This window comes from Dyadobacter sp. HNCC25DJ185, from assembly GCF_056895195.1.
This window is the reverse complement of the sequence record NZ_JBXHAR010000004.1, coordinates 495,661-515,230: the sequence shown is the minus strand read 5'-3', so window position 1 is coordinate 515,230 and position 19,570 is coordinate 495,661. Positions and strand designations below refer to the sequence as shown.

30 protein-coding genes are annotated in these 19,570 nt (G+C 42.1%); 29 read left to right on the top strand and 1 reads right to left on the bottom strand.

Annotation, left to right across the window (positions count from 1 at the left end):
* The first annotated feature begins 18 nt into the window (after positions 1 to 18).
* The 29 genes from rpsC to AC1XUF_RS13925 all read left to right on the top strand — a co-directional run bounded on the left by rpsC (position 19) and on the right by AC1XUF_RS13925 (position 18,576).
* Entirely contained in the window at positions 19 to 852 is an 834-nt protein-coding gene (gene rpsC, locus AC1XUF_RS14065) for a 30S ribosomal protein S3 (RefSeq protein WP_483342432.1), read from the top strand.
* Positions 853 to 895: 43 nt separating this feature from the next.
* Positions 896 to 1,321 (top strand): 50S ribosomal protein L16, encoded by a 426-nt coding sequence (rplP, locus tag AC1XUF_RS14060; RefSeq protein ID WP_483342431.1) that lies wholly within the window; start codon positions 896 to 898, stop codon positions 1,319 to 1,321.
* A 42-nt stretch (positions 1,322 to 1,363) separates the two neighbouring features.
* Complete coding sequence (gene rpmC / locus AC1XUF_RS14055) at positions 1,364 to 1,558, top strand: 50S ribosomal protein L29 (RefSeq protein ID WP_031528745.1); 195 nt, start codon at positions 1,364 to 1,366, stop codon at positions 1,556 to 1,558.
* Between the two features lie 15 nt (positions 1,559 to 1,573).
* Complete coding sequence (rpsQ, locus tag AC1XUF_RS14050) at positions 1,574 to 1,837, top strand: 30S ribosomal protein S17 (protein WP_082217005.1); 264 nt, start codon at positions 1,574 to 1,576, stop codon at positions 1,835 to 1,837.
* A gap of 2 nt (positions 1,838 to 1,839) precedes the next feature.
* Positions 1,840 to 2,208: a 50S ribosomal protein L14 gene (rplN, locus tag AC1XUF_RS14045; RefSeq protein ID WP_483342430.1), complete on the top strand. Its 369-nt coding sequence runs from the start codon at positions 1,840 to 1,842 to the stop codon at positions 2,206 to 2,208.
* 46 nt (positions 2,209 to 2,254) lie between these two features.
* Entirely contained in the window at positions 2,255 to 2,596 is a 342-nt protein-coding gene (gene rplX / locus AC1XUF_RS14040) for a 50S ribosomal protein L24 (protein ID WP_483342429.1), read from the top strand.
* Between the two features lie 73 nt (positions 2,597 to 2,669).
* Positions 2,670 to 3,224, top strand: coding sequence for a 50S ribosomal protein L5 (gene rplE / locus AC1XUF_RS14035; protein WP_483342428.1), 555 nt, complete (start codon positions 2,670 to 2,672; stop codon positions 3,222 to 3,224).
* Positions 3,225 to 3,258: 34 nt separating this feature from the next.
* Entirely contained in the window at positions 3,259 to 3,528 is a 270-nt protein-coding gene (rpsN, locus tag AC1XUF_RS14030; protein ID WP_483342427.1) for a 30S ribosomal protein S14, read from the top strand.
* 77 nt (positions 3,529 to 3,605) lie between these two features.
* Positions 3,606 to 4,004 (top strand): 30S ribosomal protein S8, encoded by a 399-nt coding sequence (gene rpsH, locus AC1XUF_RS14025; protein WP_483342426.1) that lies wholly within the window; start codon positions 3,606 to 3,608, stop codon positions 4,002 to 4,004.
* 21 nt (positions 4,005 to 4,025) lie between these two features.
* The gene (gene rplF / locus AC1XUF_RS14020; protein ID WP_483342425.1) at positions 4,026 to 4,583 is read left to right on the top strand and encodes a 50S ribosomal protein L6; all 558 of its coding nucleotides are present in this window, start codon (positions 4,026 to 4,028) and stop codon (positions 4,581 to 4,583) included.
* Between the two features lie 48 nt (positions 4,584 to 4,631).
* The gene (gene rplR / locus AC1XUF_RS14015; protein WP_483342424.1) at positions 4,632 to 4,985 is read left to right on the top strand and encodes a 50S ribosomal protein L18; all 354 of its coding nucleotides are present in this window, start codon (positions 4,632 to 4,634) and stop codon (positions 4,983 to 4,985) included.
* Positions 4,986 to 4,999: 14 nt separating this feature from the next.
* Positions 5,000 to 5,515 carry a 30S ribosomal protein S5 gene (gene rpsE, locus AC1XUF_RS14010; protein ID WP_015813805.1) on the top strand — a complete coding sequence of 172 codons (516 nt, stop codon included), beginning with the start codon at positions 5,000 to 5,002 and terminating at the stop codon, positions 5,513 to 5,515.
* Between the two features lie 36 nt (positions 5,516 to 5,551).
* Entirely contained in the window at positions 5,552 to 5,731 is a 180-nt protein-coding gene (rpmD, locus tag AC1XUF_RS14005) for a 50S ribosomal protein L30 (RefSeq protein ID WP_031528736.1), read from the top strand.
* Positions 5,732 to 5,745: 14 nt separating this feature from the next.
* Entirely contained in the window at positions 5,746 to 6,192 is a 447-nt protein-coding gene (gene rplO / locus AC1XUF_RS14000; RefSeq protein WP_483342423.1) for a 50S ribosomal protein L15, read from the top strand.
* A 53-nt stretch (positions 6,193 to 6,245) separates the two neighbouring features.
* Positions 6,246 to 7,559 carry a preprotein translocase subunit SecY gene (secY, locus tag AC1XUF_RS13995; RefSeq protein ID WP_483342422.1) on the top strand — a complete coding sequence of 438 codons (1,314 nt, stop codon included), beginning with the start codon at positions 6,246 to 6,248 and terminating at the stop codon, positions 7,557 to 7,559.
* 6 nt (positions 7,560 to 7,565) lie between these two features.
* On the top strand, positions 7,566 to 8,363 hold the full coding sequence (gene map / locus AC1XUF_RS13990; RefSeq protein ID WP_483342421.1) for a type I methionyl aminopeptidase: 798 nt from the start codon (positions 7,566 to 7,568) through the stop codon (positions 8,361 to 8,363).
* A gap of 12 nt (positions 8,364 to 8,375) precedes the next feature.
* A complete protein-coding gene (gene infA, locus AC1XUF_RS13985) occupies positions 8,376 to 8,594 on the top strand; it encodes a translation initiation factor IF-1 (protein WP_015813810.1) in 219 nt (72 codons plus the stop codon).
* Between the two features lie 39 nt (positions 8,595 to 8,633).
* Complete coding sequence (gene ykgO, locus AC1XUF_RS13980) at positions 8,634 to 8,750, top strand: type B 50S ribosomal protein L36 (RefSeq protein ID WP_015813811.1); 117 nt, start codon at positions 8,634 to 8,636, stop codon at positions 8,748 to 8,750.
* Positions 8,751 to 8,755: 5 nt separating this feature from the next.
* Positions 8,756 to 9,133 carry a 30S ribosomal protein S13 gene (rpsM, locus tag AC1XUF_RS13975; RefSeq protein WP_483342420.1) on the top strand — a complete coding sequence of 126 codons (378 nt, stop codon included), beginning with the start codon at positions 8,756 to 8,758 and terminating at the stop codon, positions 9,131 to 9,133.
* A gap of 41 nt (positions 9,134 to 9,174) precedes the next feature.
* Positions 9,175 to 9,570 carry a 30S ribosomal protein S11 gene (gene rpsK, locus AC1XUF_RS13970; protein ID WP_031528731.1) on the top strand — a complete coding sequence of 132 codons (396 nt, stop codon included), beginning with the start codon at positions 9,175 to 9,177 and terminating at the stop codon, positions 9,568 to 9,570.
* 75 nt (positions 9,571 to 9,645) lie between these two features.
* Positions 9,646 to 10,251, top strand: coding sequence for a 30S ribosomal protein S4 (rpsD, locus tag AC1XUF_RS13965; RefSeq protein ID WP_483342419.1), 606 nt, complete (start codon positions 9,646 to 9,648; stop codon positions 10,249 to 10,251).
* A gap of 130 nt (positions 10,252 to 10,381) precedes the next feature.
* The gene (locus AC1XUF_RS13960; protein ID WP_167266916.1) at positions 10,382 to 11,371 is read left to right on the top strand and encodes a DNA-directed RNA polymerase subunit alpha; all 990 of its coding nucleotides are present in this window, start codon (positions 10,382 to 10,384) and stop codon (positions 11,369 to 11,371) included.
* A 72-nt stretch (positions 11,372 to 11,443) separates the two neighbouring features.
* Positions 11,444 to 12,004 carry a 50S ribosomal protein L17 gene (gene rplQ / locus AC1XUF_RS13955; protein WP_483342418.1) on the top strand — a complete coding sequence of 187 codons (561 nt, stop codon included), beginning with the start codon at positions 11,444 to 11,446 and terminating at the stop codon, positions 12,002 to 12,004.
* A 155-nt stretch (positions 12,005 to 12,159) separates the two neighbouring features.
* Positions 12,160 to 13,263: a glutamine-hydrolyzing carbamoyl-phosphate synthase small subunit gene (gene carA / locus AC1XUF_RS13950; protein WP_483342417.1), complete on the top strand. Its 1,104-nt coding sequence runs from the start codon at positions 12,160 to 12,162 to the stop codon at positions 13,261 to 13,263.
* 152 nt (positions 13,264 to 13,415) lie between these two features.
* The gene (gene eno, locus AC1XUF_RS13945; protein WP_483342416.1) at positions 13,416 to 14,687 is read left to right on the top strand and encodes a phosphopyruvate hydratase; all 1,272 of its coding nucleotides are present in this window, start codon (positions 13,416 to 13,418) and stop codon (positions 14,685 to 14,687) included.
* Between the two features lie 55 nt (positions 14,688 to 14,742).
* The gene (locus AC1XUF_RS13940) at positions 14,743 to 15,072 is read left to right on the top strand and encodes an FtsB family cell division protein (protein ID WP_483342415.1); all 330 of its coding nucleotides are present in this window, start codon (positions 14,743 to 14,745) and stop codon (positions 15,070 to 15,072) included.
* Between the two features lie 18 nt (positions 15,073 to 15,090).
* Positions 15,091 to 16,623: a 2,3-bisphosphoglycerate-independent phosphoglycerate mutase gene (gene gpmI, locus AC1XUF_RS13935; RefSeq protein WP_483342414.1), complete on the top strand. Its 1,533-nt coding sequence runs from the start codon at positions 15,091 to 15,093 to the stop codon at positions 16,621 to 16,623.
* Positions 16,624 to 16,637: 14 nt separating this feature from the next.
* Positions 16,638 to 17,315 carry a hypothetical protein gene (locus tag AC1XUF_RS13930; RefSeq protein WP_483342413.1) on the top strand — a complete coding sequence of 226 codons (678 nt, stop codon included), beginning with the start codon at positions 16,638 to 16,640 and terminating at the stop codon, positions 17,313 to 17,315.
* Between the two features lie 310 nt (positions 17,316 to 17,625).
* Positions 17,626 to 18,576 carry a hypothetical protein gene (locus AC1XUF_RS13925; RefSeq protein ID WP_483342412.1) on the top strand — a complete coding sequence of 317 codons (951 nt, stop codon included), beginning with the start codon at positions 17,626 to 17,628 and terminating at the stop codon, positions 18,574 to 18,576.
* Positions 18,577 to 18,666: 90 nt separating this feature from the next.
* On the opposite strand, the gene AC1XUF_RS13920 is transcribed toward AC1XUF_RS13925, so the two are convergent.
* The gene (locus tag AC1XUF_RS13920; protein WP_483342411.1) at positions 18,667 to 19,560 is read right to left on the bottom strand and encodes a polyphosphate kinase 2 family protein; all 894 of its coding nucleotides are present in this window, start codon (positions 19,558 to 19,560) and stop codon (positions 18,667 to 18,669) included.
* Positions 19,561 to 19,570 lie beyond the last annotated feature (10 nt).

The following is a 19,570-nucleotide window of genomic DNA, read 5'->3' as shown; positions in this document are numbered from 1 at the left end:
TAAAACGATCTATATCGAATGGGACAAAAGGTAAATCCTATAGGTCTGAGACTAGGAATTGTTAGAGGATGGGAGTCAAGCTGGTATGGAGGAAAGGACTTCTCTGATAAATTGGTTGAGGACGAAAAAATCCGTAACTACATCAAGGCACGTATCCCAAAAGGATCTATTTCTAAAGTAGTTATTGAACGTACTTTAAAGCGCATCACATTAACAATTCATACTGCCCGTCCAGGGATTGTAATTGGAAAAGGTGGTAGTGAAGTGGATAAAATTAAGGAAGAGCTCAAAAAGATCACGGGAAAAGATGTTCAGATCAACATCTATGAAATCAAACGTCCTGAGATCGATGCGAAGCTGGTAGGCGAAGCTATCGCCCAGCAACTACAAGCCCGTATTTCGTACCGTCGTGCAATGAAGCAATCAATCGCCTCTGCAATGCGTGTAGGAACACAGGGAATTAAAATTCGTCTGGCCGGACGTTTAGGGGGAGCAGAGATGGCTCGTACGGAAGAATATAAGGAAGGTCGTATTCCCCTCCATACGTTGCGTGCCGATATCGATTATGCAATCTCTGAAGCTCAGACTATCTATGGTAAGATAGGCATCAAGGTTTGGATCTTCAAAGGAGAACTATATGGTAAGCGAGATTTGACTCCGGCGGCAGCGACAGCGGCGGCGGACAGGGCAGATCGCAGCACAGGAGGAAGTGACCGTGGTGGAAACGACCGAGGTGGACGTGACAGAAGAGGTGGACGTGGTGGAAATGAGGGTGGTGCTCCGAGAGGAGAAGGCGGTGGTGGAGGAAGCGAAGCAGATCGTCGTAAGAGAAATAAGAATAAGAAGAAGTAGTCAGACATTTCCCGGTTTTGCACCGGTTCAAATAGATTAGATCATGTTACAGCCGAAAAGGACAAAATTTCGCAAGCAACAAAAGGGAAAGGGATCATACAACGGTTTGGCTACTCGCGGACATGAAATCGCCTTCGGATCGTTTGCAATTAAGGCACTCGAACCAGGTTGGTTGACTGCAAGACAAATTGAGGCAGCTCGTATCTCGGTAACCCGTGCTATGAAACGCGAAGGGCAAGTTTGGATCCGTGTTTTCCCGGACAAGCCGATTACCAAGAAGCCTGCTGAAGTTCGTATGGGGAAAGGAAAGGGAGCACCTGAGTATTGGGTTGCGCCGGTTAAGCCAGGAACTATCATTTTTGAAGCAACTGGTGTTGAACTCGATACCGCAAATGAGGCATTGCGTTTGGCTGCTCAGAAGCTGCCAATTAAAACCAAGTTCGTGGTACGTCGGGATTATCAGGAATAGGATTAACTCCGAACGCATTAAGAACACTAATTATTTAAAGCAATGACTAGTAAAGAAATAAAGGATCTTTCGCAAGATCAGCTCAAAGAGCAGATCGCCCAAGAGAGAGAGCGCTTACTCCGGTTGAAATTTGCTCACGCTATTTCCCCGATTGAAAACCCTTTGCGTATTCGCGCCTCACGTAAGGAAATTGCAAGGCTCTTAACCGAACTGTCGGCTAAATCGAACCAACAGTAAATCAGTTTAGAAATTATGGAGGCAACAGAAAGAAATTTACGTAAAGAAAGAGTAGGCAAGGTAGTGAGTAACAAAATGGAGAAATCCTGTGTGATCACTGTTGAGCGTAAAGTGAAACATGCCAAGTATGGTAAGTTTATGACTAAAACTACCAAGCTGATGGTACATGACGAAACAAATCAGGTGGGAATCGGTGATACGATCCGTGTGATGGAAACTCGTCCGCTGAGCAAGAATAAGCGTTGGAGATTAGTAGAAATCCTTGAAAGAGCGAAGTAATCATGGTACAACAAGAATCAAGACTGTCGGTAGCAGATAACAGTGGCGCAAAGGAAGTACTCGTAATCCGTGTACTTGGCGGAACCGGAAAGCGTTATGCATCAGTTGGCGATAAGATCGTCGTGACAGTAAAAGCGGCTCTTTCATCGAGCAATATGAAAAAGGGAACGGTTTCAAAGGCCGTAGTGGTTCGCACAAAAAAAGAAGTGCGCCGTAAGGATGGTACTTACATCAGGTTTGAAGATAATGCGGCTGTGTTATTGAACAATAATGACGAACCTCGTGGTACGCGTATCTTTGGCCCAGTGGCACGTGAGTTGCGTGAAAGGCAATTTATGAAGATTGTATCATTAGCACCCGAAGTGTTGTAAGAAATCAAACACAAGTATTTCTTTAAACTGTTAAGAAAATACCTCAATGGAAATTTCAAATAAAAAAGCACCCGCAAAACTTCATGTCCGTAAAGGAGATACAGTGAAGGTTATTTCGGGTAACGCGAAAGGCGAGACTGGCGTAATTAAAAAGGTGCTTGTAGAAAAGTTAAGAGCTACTGTTGAAGGTGTTAACATGATCACAAAACATGTTAAGCCCAATGCTCAAAATCCTCAGGGTAGCATCGAGAAAAGAGAGGGAGCAATTCATATTAGCAACTTGATGGTGGTGGATCCCAAAACCGGAGAAGCTACAAAGACAGGTCGTAAGGCTGATGATAAAGGCAAGTTGCAACGGTATTCAAAAAAATCAGGCAATTTTCTGTAAGCCTGGATTTGATTAAGAGTAAAATTGATAATTAAGCGGGTGGGTCGGCAATCCACATAATCATTAAAAAGATATGGCACAGCCAAGATTAAAAGAAAAGTACGTTAACGAGGTTGTTGAGCAATTGAAGGGGAAGTTTCAGTATAAATCCAGTATGCAGGTTCCCCGTTTGAAAAAGATTGTTATTAACAAAGGAATCGGTGCAGCAGTTGCTGATAAAAAATTGGTTGATGTTGGAGTTGAAGAGCTCACATTGATTACAGGTCAAAAAGCAGTAGCAACGATATCTAAAAAGGCGGTTTCGAACTTTAAGCTACGAGAAAACATGCCGATTGGCGCTAAAGTGACCTTACGTGGCGATCGTATGTATGAGTTTCTTGATCGTTTGACTACCATCGCCATGCCGCGTGTAAGGGATTTTAAAGGTATCAGCGATAAAGGTTTTGACGGACGTGGAAATTATACCTTTGGTGTAAAAGAGCAAATCATATTCCCTGAGATCAGCATCGAGAAAGTGAATAAAATCACTGGAATGGATATCACGTTTGTGACATCGAGCGATTCGGATGAGGAGAGCTACGAGCTGTTAAAGGCTCTAGGAATGCCTTTCACCAATGCTAACAAATAAGGATAATACTTAATACTAAGATTATTTACCTACAATGGCAAAAGAATCAGTTAAAGCAAGAGAGAGAAAAAGACAAGAGCTTGTAGCCAAATTCGCTGACAAACGTAAGAAGCTTAAAGCGGCTGAGGACTGGGTTGGTTTGGATAAATTACCTCGTAACTCTTCTCCTGTCCGTCTGCACAACCGATGCAAGATTACTGGAAGGCCTCGTGGCTATATGAGAAAATTCGGAATTTCCAGAGTTCTTTTCCGGGATATGGCTTCTGATGGAAAAATCCCCGGAGTTACAAAATCAAGTTGGTAAGAATACTTTCAATTCTGATTTCAATTACTTAACTTTGCACTCCCGTTTCAAAAGGGGTGTTTAAACTAGGCATAAAAATGTTAACGGATCCCATAGCAGACTATCTGACGAGACTCAGAAACGCTATCAAAGCGAAGCACAGGGTTGTTGAGATACCTGCATCCAACATAAAGAAAGAAATTACAAAAGTACTTTTTGATAAAGGATATATTCAAAGTTATAAGTTTGATGAGGTAGGACCTCAGGGGACAATTAAGATAGCTTTGAAATACAATCCTGTGACAAAGCAATCTGCAATTGTGAAATTGGAGAGGATTAGTAAACCAGGACTTCGTAAATATTCAGGTTCAACGACTTTACCTCGTGTTTTGGGTGGTTTGGGGACAGTGATTATTTCTACTTCAAAAGGTGTAATGACTGATAAAGAAGCTAAGACACTGAACGTTGGTGGGGAAGTGTTATGTTTCGTGTATTAATATTTTAAAGTTATTCAGGAAATGTCACGAATAGGAAATAAAGTTATCATTTTACCAGCTGGGGTTTCTGTATCAGTTGCAGAAGATAACGTAGTATCTGTAAAAGGCCCGAAAGGAACGCTTACTCAGGTCGTGGATACTGATATCTCTGTTGAGGTAGAAGGTAGTGAGATCAAGGTGAAGCGCCCAACTGAACAAAAGCGTCATAAAGCTTTACATGGTCTTTATCGCTCATTGATTAATAATATGGTCATTGGAGTAGGTACAGGTTATAAGAAAGAGTTGGAAATTATTGGCGTCGGTTATAAAGCAAGCGCGGCGAACAACGTACTTGAACTGCAACTTGGCTATTCGCACAATATTTTTATGGCGATACCGGAAGAGATCAAGTTAACCACGACTTCTGAAAAAGGTCAGAACCCTAAAGTGATCCTTGAGGGAATTGACAAAGAGTTGATTGGTTCCGTTGCTGCGAAAATTAAGTCCTTAAGAAGAGTTGAGCCTTATAAAGGAAAGGGTATACGTTTTGTTGGTGAAGTGGTTCGTCGCAAGGCTGGAAAGTCTGCCTCTAAAAAGTAGTACGTTACCAAATATTAATGTTATAAATAAAGTTAGATAAGATTAAAAATGGCTAACGCAAAAGCAGACAGAAGACAACGTCTAAAGCTACACATTCGCAAAAGGGTGAAAGGTAGTATTGAGCGTCCGAGATTATCGGTTTTTCGTTCAAATACAAGTATTTATGCCCAGATTATAGATGATATTAATGGTGTAACTCTTGCAAGTGCATCATCCGTAGACCTGGGAGGGAGGAAGGAGAATTCGAATACAGAAATCGCTCTTCAGGTAGGAAAAAAAATAGCTGAAAAGGCACAAGAAGCAGGTATTCAGGCTGTAGTTTTCGACCGTAATGGATATTTGTATCACGGAAAAGTAAAAGCATTGGCCGAAGGAGCTCGTGAGGGTGGCCTGAAATTCTAAGTATAACAAAGACTATGTCTACAAATACAAGACCTTCAAAGGTTAACGAATCTGACTTGAAAGAACGCGTTGTAGCGATTAATCGAGTTGCAAAAGTAGTAAAAGGTGGTCGCCGTTTCAGCTTTTCGGCCATAGTTGTGGTGGGTGACGGGAATGGAGTAGTTGGATATGGCTTAGGTAAAGCCAACGAGGTCACTGATGCAATTGCCAAGGGAATTGATGATGCAAAGAAGAACTTAATTCAAATTCCTATGCTGAAACATACTGTTCCTCACGAAATGGAAGGAAAGTTCAGTGGTGGTTTTGTGTTGATTAAACCTGCGGCACCAGGTACTGGTGTTCTGGCTGGTGGACCGATGCGTGCGGTTTTGGAAAGTGCTGGTATCAAAGACGTACTTGCAAAATCCAAGGGATCTTCTAACCCTCACAACGTTATAAAGGCGACAATAGATGCTCTTTTGAAAATGAGAGCGCCTCATCAGGTTGCTTTTCAGCGTAGCGTTAAACTGGAGAAAGTTTTCAACGGATAATCCTTATATTGGTTTATTCTTTATCAGAAAGTAATCATGTCAAAAGTACGCATTACACAAGTTAAGAGCACAATTGATCGTCCCGAAAGACAAAAGCTTACTATCAAAGCATTAGGTTTGGGAAAGTTGAACCGGTCGGTAGAAAAGGAAAATAGCGATGCGATTGCGGGGATGATCCGTAAGGTAAGCCATTTGGTAAAAGTTGAGGAAATTTAATAGATACGAATAGTATGAATCTTAGTTCATTAAAACCAGCAGCCGGTTCTGTCAAAGTTGGAAAGCGGGTTGGGCGTGGTCAGGGCTCTGGTAGAGGAGGAACATCTGCTCGCGGACATAAAGGAGCTCAGTCTCGTTCAGGTTATAGTCGCAAATTGGGATTTGAGGGTGGACAGATGCCGCTTCAAAGACGTCTCCCAAAGTTTGGCTTTAACAATATCAACAGGGTTGAATATAAGGCGCTTAATTTGGATGCAATCCAGGCACTTGCTGATAAAATTGGCGTCAGTGTCGTTACTCCCCAAGTAATTAGCGAACACGGTCTATCGGCGAAAAAGGATTTGATCAAAGTTCTTAACAGAGGGGCGATTTCATCGGCGATTGAAATACATGCCCATGGATTTTCGGCATCAGCTGTGGAATCGATTGAGAAGGCAGGAGGTAAAGCGGTTAAGTTATAATTGTGCTTCTCAAGTAAAACTGTATACTTGATCGGCTAATGTAAGCCCACAAAATGAAACGATTCTTAGAAACTATAAAACATATATTTGCGATTGAGGAGTTGAGAACACGTATTCTCAACACTCTTTTGTTTATAACTATTTTTCGTTTGGGGTCTTACGTGGCATTGCCTGGTGTGGAGCCGGACCAAATGAATGTTTCTTCCCAAGGGCTTTTAGGTCTTTTGGATACTTTTTTAGGTGGAGCTTTTAGTAAAGCATCCATTTTTGCGTTAGGCATCATGCCTTACATTTCAGCCTCAATAGCTATTCAGTTATTGACAATGGCTTTGCCCTATTTTCAGAAAATGCAAAAAGAGGGAGAGTCAGGACGTAAGAAACTGAATCAGATTACTCGTGTACTTACAATTGTAGTTACGCTCGTTCAGGGAACTGCTTATTTGAATACAACGGTGCCCGATGAGGCTCTTTTGGTAACAAGGAGTCTCTTCTCCATCTCATCTGTATTTGTTTTGACAGCAGGAACTATGTTTTGCATGTGGCTGGGTGAGAGAATTACTGATAAGGGTATCGGGAATGGTATTTCCATGTTGATCATGATCGGCATAGTTTCACGCTTTCCAGGGGCTATTTATAAGGAGTTTGTATCAAGAGGTAGTGGGCAAATACTGTTATTCGTGTTGGAAATAGTTGCTCTTTATTTTGTAATAATGGGAGCTGTTATGCTAACGCAAGCGGTGCGCAGGATTCCGATCCAATATGCTAAACAGGTGGTTGGGAACAGGGTTATGGGTGGTCAACGTCAGTATTTACCCTTGAAGCTTAATGCAGCAGGTGTTATGCCTATTATTTTTGCTCAGGCGCTGATGTTTATACCGTCATTGGGAGCGTCATATTTCGCTGAGAAAAGTGATTTTGCGAGCAACGTAGCAACGATATTTGCAAATTACACTACATGGCAGTACAATTTATTGTTTGCCGTTTTGATTATCGTTTTCACTTTTTTTTACACAGCTATTTCTGTTAATCCACAGCAAATCGCGGATGACATGAAAAGAGGAGGCGGATTTATACCGGGTGTAAAACCAGGTCAACAGACTTCTGAATACATTAGCTCTGTTCTGGACCGCATTACATTTCCGGGATCCCTGATGTTGGCTGTTGTTGCAACATTACCTGCTTTTGCAAGTTTGCTAGGTGTATCTACGGATTTTGCCCATTTTTTCGGTGGTACTTCCCTGCTGATTATGGTTGGGGTTGTATTGGATACGTTACAACAAGTCGAAAGTTATCTTTTGATGAGAAGATATGAAGGTCTGATGAAGTCTGGTCGTGTAAAGGGTAGAACTGAGAGTGTCGCGATCTGATAGGGCATGATTTATCTTAAAACAGAAGAGGAAATAGACCTCATCAAGATTAGTGCGCAGGTTTTGGGTAAGGCCCATGCGGAAGTGGCTACATGGGTAAAGCCAGGAGTGACGACTGGTAAGCTTGATGCAGTTGCTGAGGAGTATATCCGCGACTATGGTGGAGTTCCGTCTTTTAAGGGATTCAATAAATTTCCTGCATCTCTCTGTATTTCTGTGAATGAGGTCGTTGTGCATGGAATACCAGGAGGTTATGTGTTAAAAGAAGGTGATATAGTTTCTATTGATTGTGGCGTCAAGTTGAATGGTTTCCATAGTGACAGCGCTTACACCTATCCCGTTGGAGAAGTGTCAAAACAAGTGATGGATCTTTTAACTGCTACCAAGAGATCACTTTATAAAGGGATTGATCAGGCAATAGATGGCTTGCGAATTGGTGATATCGGTTACGCGGTTCAGAGTTACGTGGAAGAGAGAGGATATACCGTTGTGAGAGAATTGGTCGGACACGGCGTTGGTAGAGATCTTCACGAGGGACCCGAAGTTCCGAATTACGGAAAAAGAGGAAAGGGAATCAGGTTACGAGAGGGTATGGTCTTGGCAATAGAGCCGATGATTAACCTTGGGGCAAAGGCTGTAATGCAAGAAAGGGACGGATGGACAATCAGAACAAGCGATAGAAAGTATTCTGCTCATTTTGAACACACAGTAGTAGTTAGAAAGGGTAAAGCGGAGATTCTCACAACATTCGACTATATAGAGAAAGTGACGGCCAACACCAGCCTTATGGTGGAGGCAAAGTAATAAACACCACGAATGGCAAAACAAGCATCAATCGAACAAGATGGAGTAATTCTCGAGGCTTTGTCAAACGCAATGTTTCGGGTAGTATTGGAGAATAAGCATGAAGTCATCGCTCATATATCTGGTAAAATGAGAATGCACTATATTAAGATATTACCGGGAGACCGCGTAAAATTGGAAATGTCTCCTTATGATTTATCCAAGGCCAGAATTACCTATAGATATAAGTAAGTAGTCGATCACCTTTAATTAACACATAAGTATAATCAGATGAAGGTTAAAGCATCAGTTAAAAAGCGCAGCGAAGACTGCAAAGTGATACGCCGGAAGGGTAAAGTGTATGTAATTAATAAGAAAAACCCACGGTATAAACAAAGACAAGGTTAATCATTATGGCACGTATTTCAGGAGTTGATATTCCCGACCGTAAAAGAGGCGAAATCTCATTGACTTATATTTTTGGAATTGGACGTAGTTCAGCCAAGAAGATCCTTGAGAAAGCCGGTGTGGATTTGGATAAGAAAGTAATTGACTGGACAGACGACGAGTCTGGTGCTATTCGTGCGGTTATTGCTGGTGAATACAAGGTAGAAGGCGCACTTAAATCAGAAGTTCAATTGAGCATTAAACGCTTGATGGATATTGCTTGTTACCGCGGTCTTCGTCATCGTAAAGGATTGCCATTGCGCGGACAGAGGACTAAAAATAACTCCCGCACTCGTAAGGGTAAACGCAAAACAATCGCGAACAAGAAAAAGGCTACTAAATAAACAGTGAGCGGTGGATGTATCCACAACTTATTCCATAAGCAATGGCACAGAACAAAAGAAAAGATAAAGCTAAAAAAAGAGTCGTGGTCGTTGAATCTGTCGGACAGGTTCATATCAAGGCATCTTTCAATAATATCATTATTTCTATTACCAATAGTAACGGACAGGTAATTTCCTGGGGTTCTGCTGGTAAGATGGGATTCCGTGGATCTAAGAAAAATACTCCTTATGCTGCGCAAACAGCCGCTCAAAGTGCTGCACAAGTAGCTTTTGACCTGGGAATGCGTAAAGCAGAAGTGTTTGTAAAAGGTCCTGGATCTGGACGTGAGTCGGCGATCCGTACTATTCAAAATGCAGGAATAGAGGTGACCACCATTCGTGATATCACGCCGCTTCCCCACAATGGCTGCCGTCCTCCAAAGCGCCGCAGAGTATAGATTTAACATCCATTCGTAATTTGGACACTGGGGTTATAGAATGGTTTTTTCAATTAAGCAAATCAATAGTTTTTAATGGCACGTTATACAGGTCCCAAATCAAAGATTGCAAGACGCTACGGAGAACCTATTCTTGGTCCGAGTAAAGCACTTGCTAAGAAAAATTACCCTCCCGGAATTCACGGAAAGGGCCGCCGCTCCAAAAAATCGGAGTATGCTTTACAATTAATGGAGAAGCAAAAGGTGAAATTTATATACGGTATACTTGAAAGACAGTTCCGTAATTTATTCGAGAAAGCTTCAGTTAAAGAAGGTATTACAGGGGAGAATCTCTTGAAATACTGTGAGGCCCGTCTTGATAACACAGTCTACCGGTTGGGTATTGCACCTACGAGGCGTGCTGCCCGTCAGCTGGTTTCGCACAAGCATATTCTGGTAGATGGCGAAATCGTCAATATTCCTTCTTTTTCTTTACGTCCGGGTCAAGTTGTAACTGTTAGGGAGAAATCGAAATCTCTGGAAGCGGTAACAGATAGTTTGGCGGGACATAGCTCCAAAGGTTTTAACTGGTTGGAGTGGGATGGTCAGCAATTGTCTGGTAAGTTTGTCACTTTTCCAGAGCGCGAGCAAATCCCTGAAAACATCAACGAACAGCTTATCGTTGAGTTATATTCTAAGTAATAATCTTCATCATCGGTACTTCCTCGTTTTCGGGGGAGTGCCTTTTTGGCCGGTAACGGCAATTTTGCGATCGCAAAGGTAACGGTAGCGTGATCAACTATCATTTACTACTATAAAAGGAGCAAGGACTATGTCAATATTAGCTTTCCAAATGCCTGATAAGGTCGTCATGGAAAAAGCAGATGACTTTCACGGGTTGTTTGAGTTTAAGCCTTTAGAGAAAGGATACGGCGTAACCATTGGTAATGCGTTACGTAGAATACTTCTTTCATCTTTGGAGGGCTATGCCATTACGAGTGTGAAGTTCCCTGGAGTTCTTCATGAATTTTCTTCTATCGAAGGTATTGTTGAGGATGTAACAGAAATCATCCTGAACCTTAAAATGGTTCGTTTTAAAAAAGTTTCTGATCTGAGTGAAAGCAGGATCGTTGTAAATCTTAAAAATGTATCGGCTATAACCGCTGGTGACATTGGCAAGTTTACCAATGCTTTTGAGGTGTTGAACCCGGATCAAGTGATTTGTCATATAGATGACCAGAAAGAGTTCGAAATGGAACTTTTACTGGATAAAGGAAGAGGGTATGTCCCTGCAGATGAACCACGTGCAAATGAGTTGCCATTTGGTTATATCGCTGTGGATTCGATCTACACACCTATCAAAAATGTCAAATACAGTGTTGAAAATACACGTGTAGAACAACGTACGGATTACGAACGCCTTTTAATTGATATTCAGACTGATGGATCAATCCATCCCGAGGATGCTTTAAAGGGTGCCGCAAACATCTTGATTCAACATTTTATGCTATTCTCTGATCAAACGATGACGTTTGAGAAACAGAAAGCAGAAGAAGATAATCAGGTTGACGAAGAAATGCTTCGCATGAGAAAGCTCCTGAAGACTTCATTGTCTGAACTGGATCTTTCAGTACGGGCGTACAACTGTCTGAAATCTGCAGATGTTAAGTCATTGGGTGATTTGGTAAGGCTTGAAATTTCGGATATGATGAAATTCCGCAATTTTGGTAAAAAGTCCCTTACCGAGTTGGAACAGCTTGTGGCTGACAAACAACTCACATTTGGAATGGATGTTGCCAAATATCGTTTGGACGAGGATTAACTAAATATTCCATTATAAGTATGTATTCTGTAGCGCGCCAGTCGCAGCTCGAAGCAACTAAACAAAAAAACAATGAGACACGGTAAGAAAGATAATCATTTGGGAAGAACAGCATCTCACCGCAAGGCAATGCTTTCAAACATGGCTTCTTCACTGATTATTCACAAAAGAATTGAAACAACGTTAGCAAAGGCGAAAGAGCTTCGTAAGTATGTCGAGCCGCTGTTAACCCGCGCAAAAGAAGATTCTACACATAACAGAAGGATAGTATTTTCTTATTTGAATGACAAAGAGTCGACTAAGGAGCTTTTTGGAGTTGTTTCGGACAAAATTGCAGCCCGTCCGGGTGGATACACAAGGATCATCAAGTTGGGAAACAGACTTGGAGATGCAGCGGAAACAGCATTGATTGAATTGGTTGATTTCAATGATGCATTGTTACTGGCGAACGCTGATAAACCAGCGAAAACGCGCCGTAGCAGGAGAGGAGGAACTAAGAAAGCTGATTCTGCAGAGGTACAAGCAGCGCCTGTTAAAAAGGCTGATCATCCCATTGTGGAGGAATCGGAACCGGCGGCTCCTGAGGAGGCAAAGGAAACAGAAGAATTACCTGGCGATACTGAAAAGGAATAGCTTTGGCGATTTGATAAGAAATATGAAAAGGGTTGAACGATTTCGTTTAACCCTTTTTTATGAGTAGAAATCACTATTTTTGCGACGAATTTTTTTAACCAATGATATTGGGGTTGTCCACTCCTTTAAGAAATCATTCACAGATTACCTTGCATATGAATCAAAAAAAGGAAGCCCTGTTGTTGCTTGAAGACGGAACAGCATACAAAGGATTGGCTTTGGGTATCCACGGTACTACGGGTGGGGAGATTTGTTTTAACACGGGAATGACTGGTTATCAGGAGATTTACACTGATCCTTCCTACTACGGACAAATTATTGTCAATACCAATTCTCATATTGGTAATTATGGAGTTCAACTGGAAGATGAAGAAGAATCCTCATCAGTAAAAATACGAGGGATGGTTTGTAATACCTTTTCAACCATTTATTCCCGTAATACTGCCGACTTTTCTCTTCAGGAGTATTTTGAAAGAGCCAAGATTGTAGGGATCAGCAATGTGGATACAAGGCATCTTGTGAGACATGTAAGGCAAAAGGGGGTTATGAATGCGATTATCTCATCCGAAATTCTGGATGAGGCCCGTTTGATGGAAGAATTGAAAAAGATCCCTTCGATGGACGGCCTGGAGTTATCGTCACAGGTTACAACAGAGGAGGCTTATTTCATAGGTGAGGAAAATACGAGCAAATGGAAAGTTGCAGTAATGGATTACGGAATCAAGAAAAGTATTCTGAAGAACCTGACTTCCCGCGGATGCTATTGCAAAGTTTTTCCGGCCAAAACGCCTTTCGAAGAAGTGATGGAATGGCAGCCTGACGGATTTTTCATATCGAATGGTCCGGGTGATCCTTCTGCTATGCTCTATGCGATAGAAAGCGTAAATGAAATGATCAAGAGCAGCAAGCCACTGTTTGGGATATGCCTCGGGCATCAGTTACTGGCACTTTCGAGCGGAATCAATACATATAAAATGCACCACGGGCACCGGGGGCTGAATCACCCGGTCAAAAATCTGATTACTGGCATGTGCGAGGTTACATCACAGAATCATGGTTTTGCGGTTAAACCAGATGAGATTGAAAGTCACCCCGATGTCGAGATTACGCACGTCAACCTGAATGATAAAACAATAGAAGGAATCAGAAGGAAAGACTTCCCGGCATTTTCGGTACAGTATCACCCAGAGGCTTCACCGGGGCCTCACGATTCTAGATATCTGTTTGATGAATTTATAAAGTTATTGAGTGCAAATTAAGAAAAAGAGCCTCCTGATCAGGGAGGTTTTTTTATGGTTAGCGTATCTGATAATTTAACCAAAAGCAAATTCTAGTTGATGGATGACGATTTTTTTGTGTTATTTTGTACCGTTAACATATTCCAAGTTTTAATCAAAACCACAAGCTGCACATGAGTACGATTCAGTCAGTACATGCAAGACAAATTCTGGATTCAAGAGGAAACCCAACGATAGAAGTAGATATACGTACGGAAAATGGTTATCTGGGACGAGCTGCTGTTCCCTCAGGAGCATCAACAGGAAAACATGAGGCTGTTGAGCTTCGTGATGATGACAAAAGCGTTTATGTAGGTAAAGGGGTTTTGAAAGCGGTTGAAAATGTGAACGATATTATTTTTCCTGAACTGATAGGCTGCTCTGTTTTCGAGCAAAACCTGATAGATAAAATTATGCTTGAACTGGATGGTACGCCTAACAAGGGAAAGTTAGGAGCCAATGCAATCCTGGGTGTGTCTCTTGCTGCTGCAAAGGCTGCCGCTCAGGAAGCTAACCTGCCGTTGTATCGTTATGTAGGCGGGACTAATGCAAATACCTTACCGGTTCCAATGATGAACATCCTGAACGGAGGTAGCCACGCGGACAATTCGATCGATTTTCAGGAGTTCATGATTATGCCGGCAAAAGCGGATACATTCTCCCAAGCATTGAGAATGGGTGTAGAAGTTTTTCACACACTTAAAACTGTGTTGAAGAGCAAAGGGTATTCAACCAATGTAGGTGATGAAGGTGGATTTGCACCTAATATTAAATCCAATGAAGAAGCAATTGAAATTGTAATCCAAGCGATTGAAAAAGCTGGTTATAAACCGGGCGAAGAAATTTTCATCGCGATGGATGCCGCAGTTTCTGAATTTTACGAAGACGGGCTTTACCATTTCAAAAAATCAGACGGCCGTAAGTTAACCTCGTTGGAAATGGCGGATTACTGGACTCAATGGGTTGCTAAATATCCGATTATCTCTATTGAAGATGGAATGGATGAAGATGACTGGGCTGGCTGGAAAACGCTCACTGAATCGGTTGGCAGCAAATGCCAATTAGTAGGGGATGATTTGTTCGTAACAAACGTGACCCGCTTACAACAAGGAATTGAATCTCAAATCGCCAATGCCGTACTTGTTAAAGTGAACCAGATCGGCTCATTAACTGAGACTATTGACACAGTTAATCTAGCCAAACGTAATAGTTACAAAAGCATTATGTCCCACCGTTCTGGCGAAACAGAAGATGCTACTATCGCAGACCTTGCAGTGGCATTGAATACCGGACAAATCAAAACTGGATCTGCTTCGCGATCTGATCGTATGGCCAAATACAACCAATTGTTGCGCATTGAAGAAGAGCTAGGAGAAAGCGCATATTTCCCAGGATTGAAATTTTAGTAAACCAAGTAAAACCGGAGCATTTGCTCCGGTTCTTGTTTTCAGGCATTTCGAAATGAAAGGTAAGCCATTTTGGTCTCTGCATTCTTTGAAGAACTTTTACACTGCCACGTTGCTGGCGTGGCTGGTTTGGATATTCCTGCTGGATAACAACAATTTGAGAATAGTTTTTTCCAACAGGACAAAAATGAAGGAATTGGAGAAAGAAAAGGCCATCCTTCTTGAGAAGATTGATCAGGTAAAAAAGGAGCGCAATGAAGTTTTTGGCAATCCGAACATGCTCGAGAAATTGGCCCGTGAAAAATTTCTAATGAGGAGGCCGAAGGAGCAGGTTTACGTAATCGTTGACGAAAACAATCAGCCCGTAGAGAGTAAGAAAGAGTAATTTTAAAAATTCACCACATTGAGCAAGAAAGTAGTTCTCATCATCATGGACGGTTGGGGTATTGCCAAAAAAGGCGAAGAATACCGTTCTGCTATTATTGCTGCGGAGACCCCTTTTTACGACAGCATTTTACAGAAATATCCACATAGCACGCTTGAAGCAAGCGGTTTGGCCGTTGGGCTTCCTGATGGCCAGATGGGAAATTCGGAGGTAGGACATACTAACCTAGGTGCCGGCAGGGTGGTTTACCAGGATCTTGTCAAGATTAATCTTGCCGTTTCGGAAGGTACACTGGCGAAAGAACCTGTTCTTGTAGAGGGTCTGAATTATGCGAAACAAAACGGTAAAAAGGTGCATTTTATCGGTCTCGTTTCTGATGGAGGGGTACATTCACATATCGACCATTTGAAAGGGCTTTGTAAAATAGCCGCTGATCAAGATGTACACCGCGTTTTTGTACATGCATTTACTGATGGCCGGGACACTGATCCCAAAAGTGGCCTCGGTTTCCTGACGGATCTTCAAAATGCAATGAGCCAGACAACCGGCCAAATTGCCACAATCACCGGCCGTTATTATGCGATGGATCGGGATAAGCGCTGGGAGCGGGTTAAGCTTGCCTATGATGCAATGGTTCACGGTGAAGGAAAACATGTTGCAGCCGCGGATATTTTGAAGGGAGTTGAGGAGTCTTACGAAGCAGGAGTGACCGACGAATTTATCACACCGCTTATTGCAACGGACGGGGCGGGAATCCCACTCGCATTAATTGAGGATGGAGACCTGGTACTTTGCTTTAACTTTCGGACTGACCGTGGGCGGGAAATTACCGAAGTATTGACACAACAAGATTTCCACGAACAAAACATGCATAAACTGAACCTGAAATATATCACCATGACCAATTATGATGATACTTTCAAGGCCGTTGACGTAATTTTTGACAAGGATAACTTGAACAATACTTTAGGTGAGGTTCTGGAAGCTGCAGGCAAAAAGCAGATACGCATTGCTGAAACTGAAAAATACCCCCATGTTACCTTCTTTTTTTCAGGAGGAAGGGAAAAGCCTTTCGTGGGAGAAAGCCGTTTGTTATGTTCTTCCCCCAAAGTGGCAACTTATGACCTAAAACCTGAAATGTCGGCATTTGAGATCAGGGATTCGATCCTGCCTGAGTTGGAAAAAGAAGAAGTAGACTTTGTGTGTCTTAATTTTGCTAATGCTGATATGGTTGGTCATACCGGTGTCTTTGAGGCGGCAGTGAAAGCGTGTGAGACTGTTGATCAATGTGTCCAATCGGTGGTGACGACAGGCCTTGCTCATGGTTATTCTTCCATTATCATTGCCGATCACGGAAACTCCGATTATATGATAAATGATGACGGATCGCCGAATACCGCGCATTCGTTGAACCTGGTGCCATGCATATTGGTGGATAATGAATACCATGGTTCGATAAAGGATGGTAAACTTGCAGATATTGCTCCGACTATTTTAGAATTAATGGGTATTCAGCAGCCCGCCGAAATGACAGGAACGAGCATTCTGTAATTTATTTGATCCAAATGATGTTGTTTGCAGAGGGCTCTGAAAAGGCTCTCTGTTCTTTTATATACATCAGGAAAGCGGCAATTGCTTCATATTACCAACCTCGTATGCATTCAGGTTTTTCAAACACTGTTTCTCTTTTATATCTTATTGGTCTATTCGCTATAGCGGCAGCGTGTCAGACTGGAAAAGATGACAAAAAAGGCGAAAAGTACTATTACGATTTAAAAGATTTTATTGAAAAGCAGGCCATTTACCTGCAAGAAAAAAGGCCCGAGGTCTACAAGACGGTTCAGCTAAACGACCAGACAGAGACAGCGAAAACGAGCGAAATTAACTGGAAAAAGGAATTGGGGCTTTTCCTGCAAGCCGATATCAATAAGTCTTCGTACCGCCAGAGTTATGATGTTGTCCGCAAGGATTCCTCCCACTATGAGTATAAGCTGAAACCAAACGTCCATTTGCCTGTACAGTACTTGACAATCATAACTGACTCGGTTGTGAAACAACCGATATACGTAAAAGCATTGCTTAAATCGACAAATAAGATTTATGAATCTGAGAAAATCCTGGAATTAACGCTTGCTGAACGAGATAATCTCTGGCAGGTATCTTCTATTTCTGTAACGGGTTATCAGAAGTTGTTATTTATGCAAAAGAAATCCTTTCAGATTACATCAAAAATTGGATTATAACGGGTTGTGCCCATTCATTGCATTGTATCCTTACACCATAGTTTGGGTAAACATTACCCAAATTTCGAGTAGCTTTTCAGGCATGGATGATCAGGTCGGTGAAATTGTCTCTGAGAATTCAAAGAATGAAAAAGAGCCTAAAAATGGTCGTTTGGGCTCTTTTTTGGCATTATTTAAGGATACAATGCAAGCTTAGACATTATGAATAGGCCTTAGATCCGATTTCGGCATAAAATTGGCTGATGAAGTATCAATACCCTGAACAATTCGTCAACAGGTAAACTAAATCACACAAAACAATTCTAAATCAATGCAGCAAGAACAAAAAAATAAGCAAAGTATAGCTTGGGCAATGGTAGTTGTCCTGGGGCTAGCGACGGCCATGTTTGGCTACCTGTTCACAACTCAGAAGCAAGAGTTGACTCAGCAGGAATCAATGGTAGTTGAAAAAGCGAGGGAATTAGCGGTGACAAAAACCAAACTGGACTCCATTTCTACAGTTCTGGATGCCAAGATTGCAGAAGTCGAAAGGTTGGGTGGCGACATCACCGAGCTTACCAAGGTTAAAGAGAAATTGGAAGCCGATAAGCTTGCATTTAGCCGCAGCAGAAAAGTTGAAACCAACAAGTATCTTGGAAAAATCAAGGAATATGAAAAATTCTTGACAGAGAAGGACGAGATGATTGCTCAACTGAAAGCTGAAAATGAACATCTGATGGCTTCAAATGATTCGTTGAGTATCCACGTTGGGACATTGACAAGCGAACGTGAGAGACTTGTCCAACGTCAGGCTGAATTAACCGATTCTGTGACGACCTTTACAGTTGCTAATAAAGAGCTGAGTGAAAAGGTAAGTAAGGCAGCGGCTCTTAAAGCTCAAAACCTGAAAATTTTGACTGTTAATTCAAGAGGTAAAGTAAAAGAAAGGGAAGAGTATAAATCCAAGAAAGTTGATAAACTGAAACTGGTCTTCAATCTTCCAGAGAACGAGCTTACCGCACAAGAGTCGAAGGATATTTATGTGAGGGTTCTTGACCCGGAAGGAGCAGTTTTGTCAGATAATGCCACTGGCTCCGGAGAATTTGAAGTGGATGGTGCGCCTTCGAAATTTACTACCCGTGAAACTGTAGCATATCAGAATAATAACCAGAAAGTTGAGTTGCTATACGATAATACTTCGCAGTTCCGACCAGGAAAATATAATGTTGAATTATACGCGGAAGGTTATAAAATCGGCGGTGGTAATTTTACCATCAAGTAAAACGGATAAGTTCACACCATGCATAGCTATGAAGGCGGCCGATCATTTGGCCGCCTTTTCTATTTGCGCCCCGTTTAAAACATGAGACCTTCAGGTTGCCTGGTTTTGTTTGTTAATCACATCAATGAACCTGTGTAACTCTTCGCTTCTTTCCGGCCCGGACTCAGGATAGCTCATATCCAGTTTTTTCAGTTCTTCGACAATAATGTTTGCAACGGTCAGCCTGAGATTTTTCTTATCATCTGCAGGAACAACATACCAGGGGGCCTTTTTAGAAGCAGTCGCATTAATGGCATCTTCGTAAGCAAGCATGTATTCATCCCATTTGTCCCTAACTTTCACGTCTTGCTCTTCAAACTTCCAGTTTTTCGAAGGGTCCTCAATTCTTTCGATCAACCTGGACGCCTGCTCTTTTTTGGAAACATTCAGAAAGAACTTGATCACCCTAATCCCATTTCTGTAAAGGTACTTCTCAAGGTTACGGATATCGGCATACCGGTGTTTCCAGACTTTGTCAAGATCGGTTGTTAGCTCCTGAGGGAGTCGCTGTGATTTTGTAAGTATGTCCGGCTCTACCTTAACAACCAATACCTCTTCATAATAGCTTCTGTTGAATATGGTGATGGTGCCGCGCTGAGGAAGGACCAAATTCGTCCGCCAGAGAAAGTCATGGCCAAGTTCCGCTTCGGTAGGCCTTTTGAAGGAATGGATTTTAACTCCTACCGGATTAACACCCGACAGTACGTGCTTGATTGTACCATCTTTGCCGGCCGCATCCATAGCCTGGAATATAACCAGCAGCCCGTATCGGTTATGGGCATACATCATGCTTTGTAAGGCGTCCAGTTCGCGGGCTGAGTCCGTTTGTATGGACTCGTATTCATCTTTGTCCTTATAAATGTCCTTAAAGCGTGTTTTTGCCTTCTTAATGTCAAATTTCTTGGAGCCATCTATCCGGTAATCATCTGCATTGAAATCCGCCACGGTTGAATAG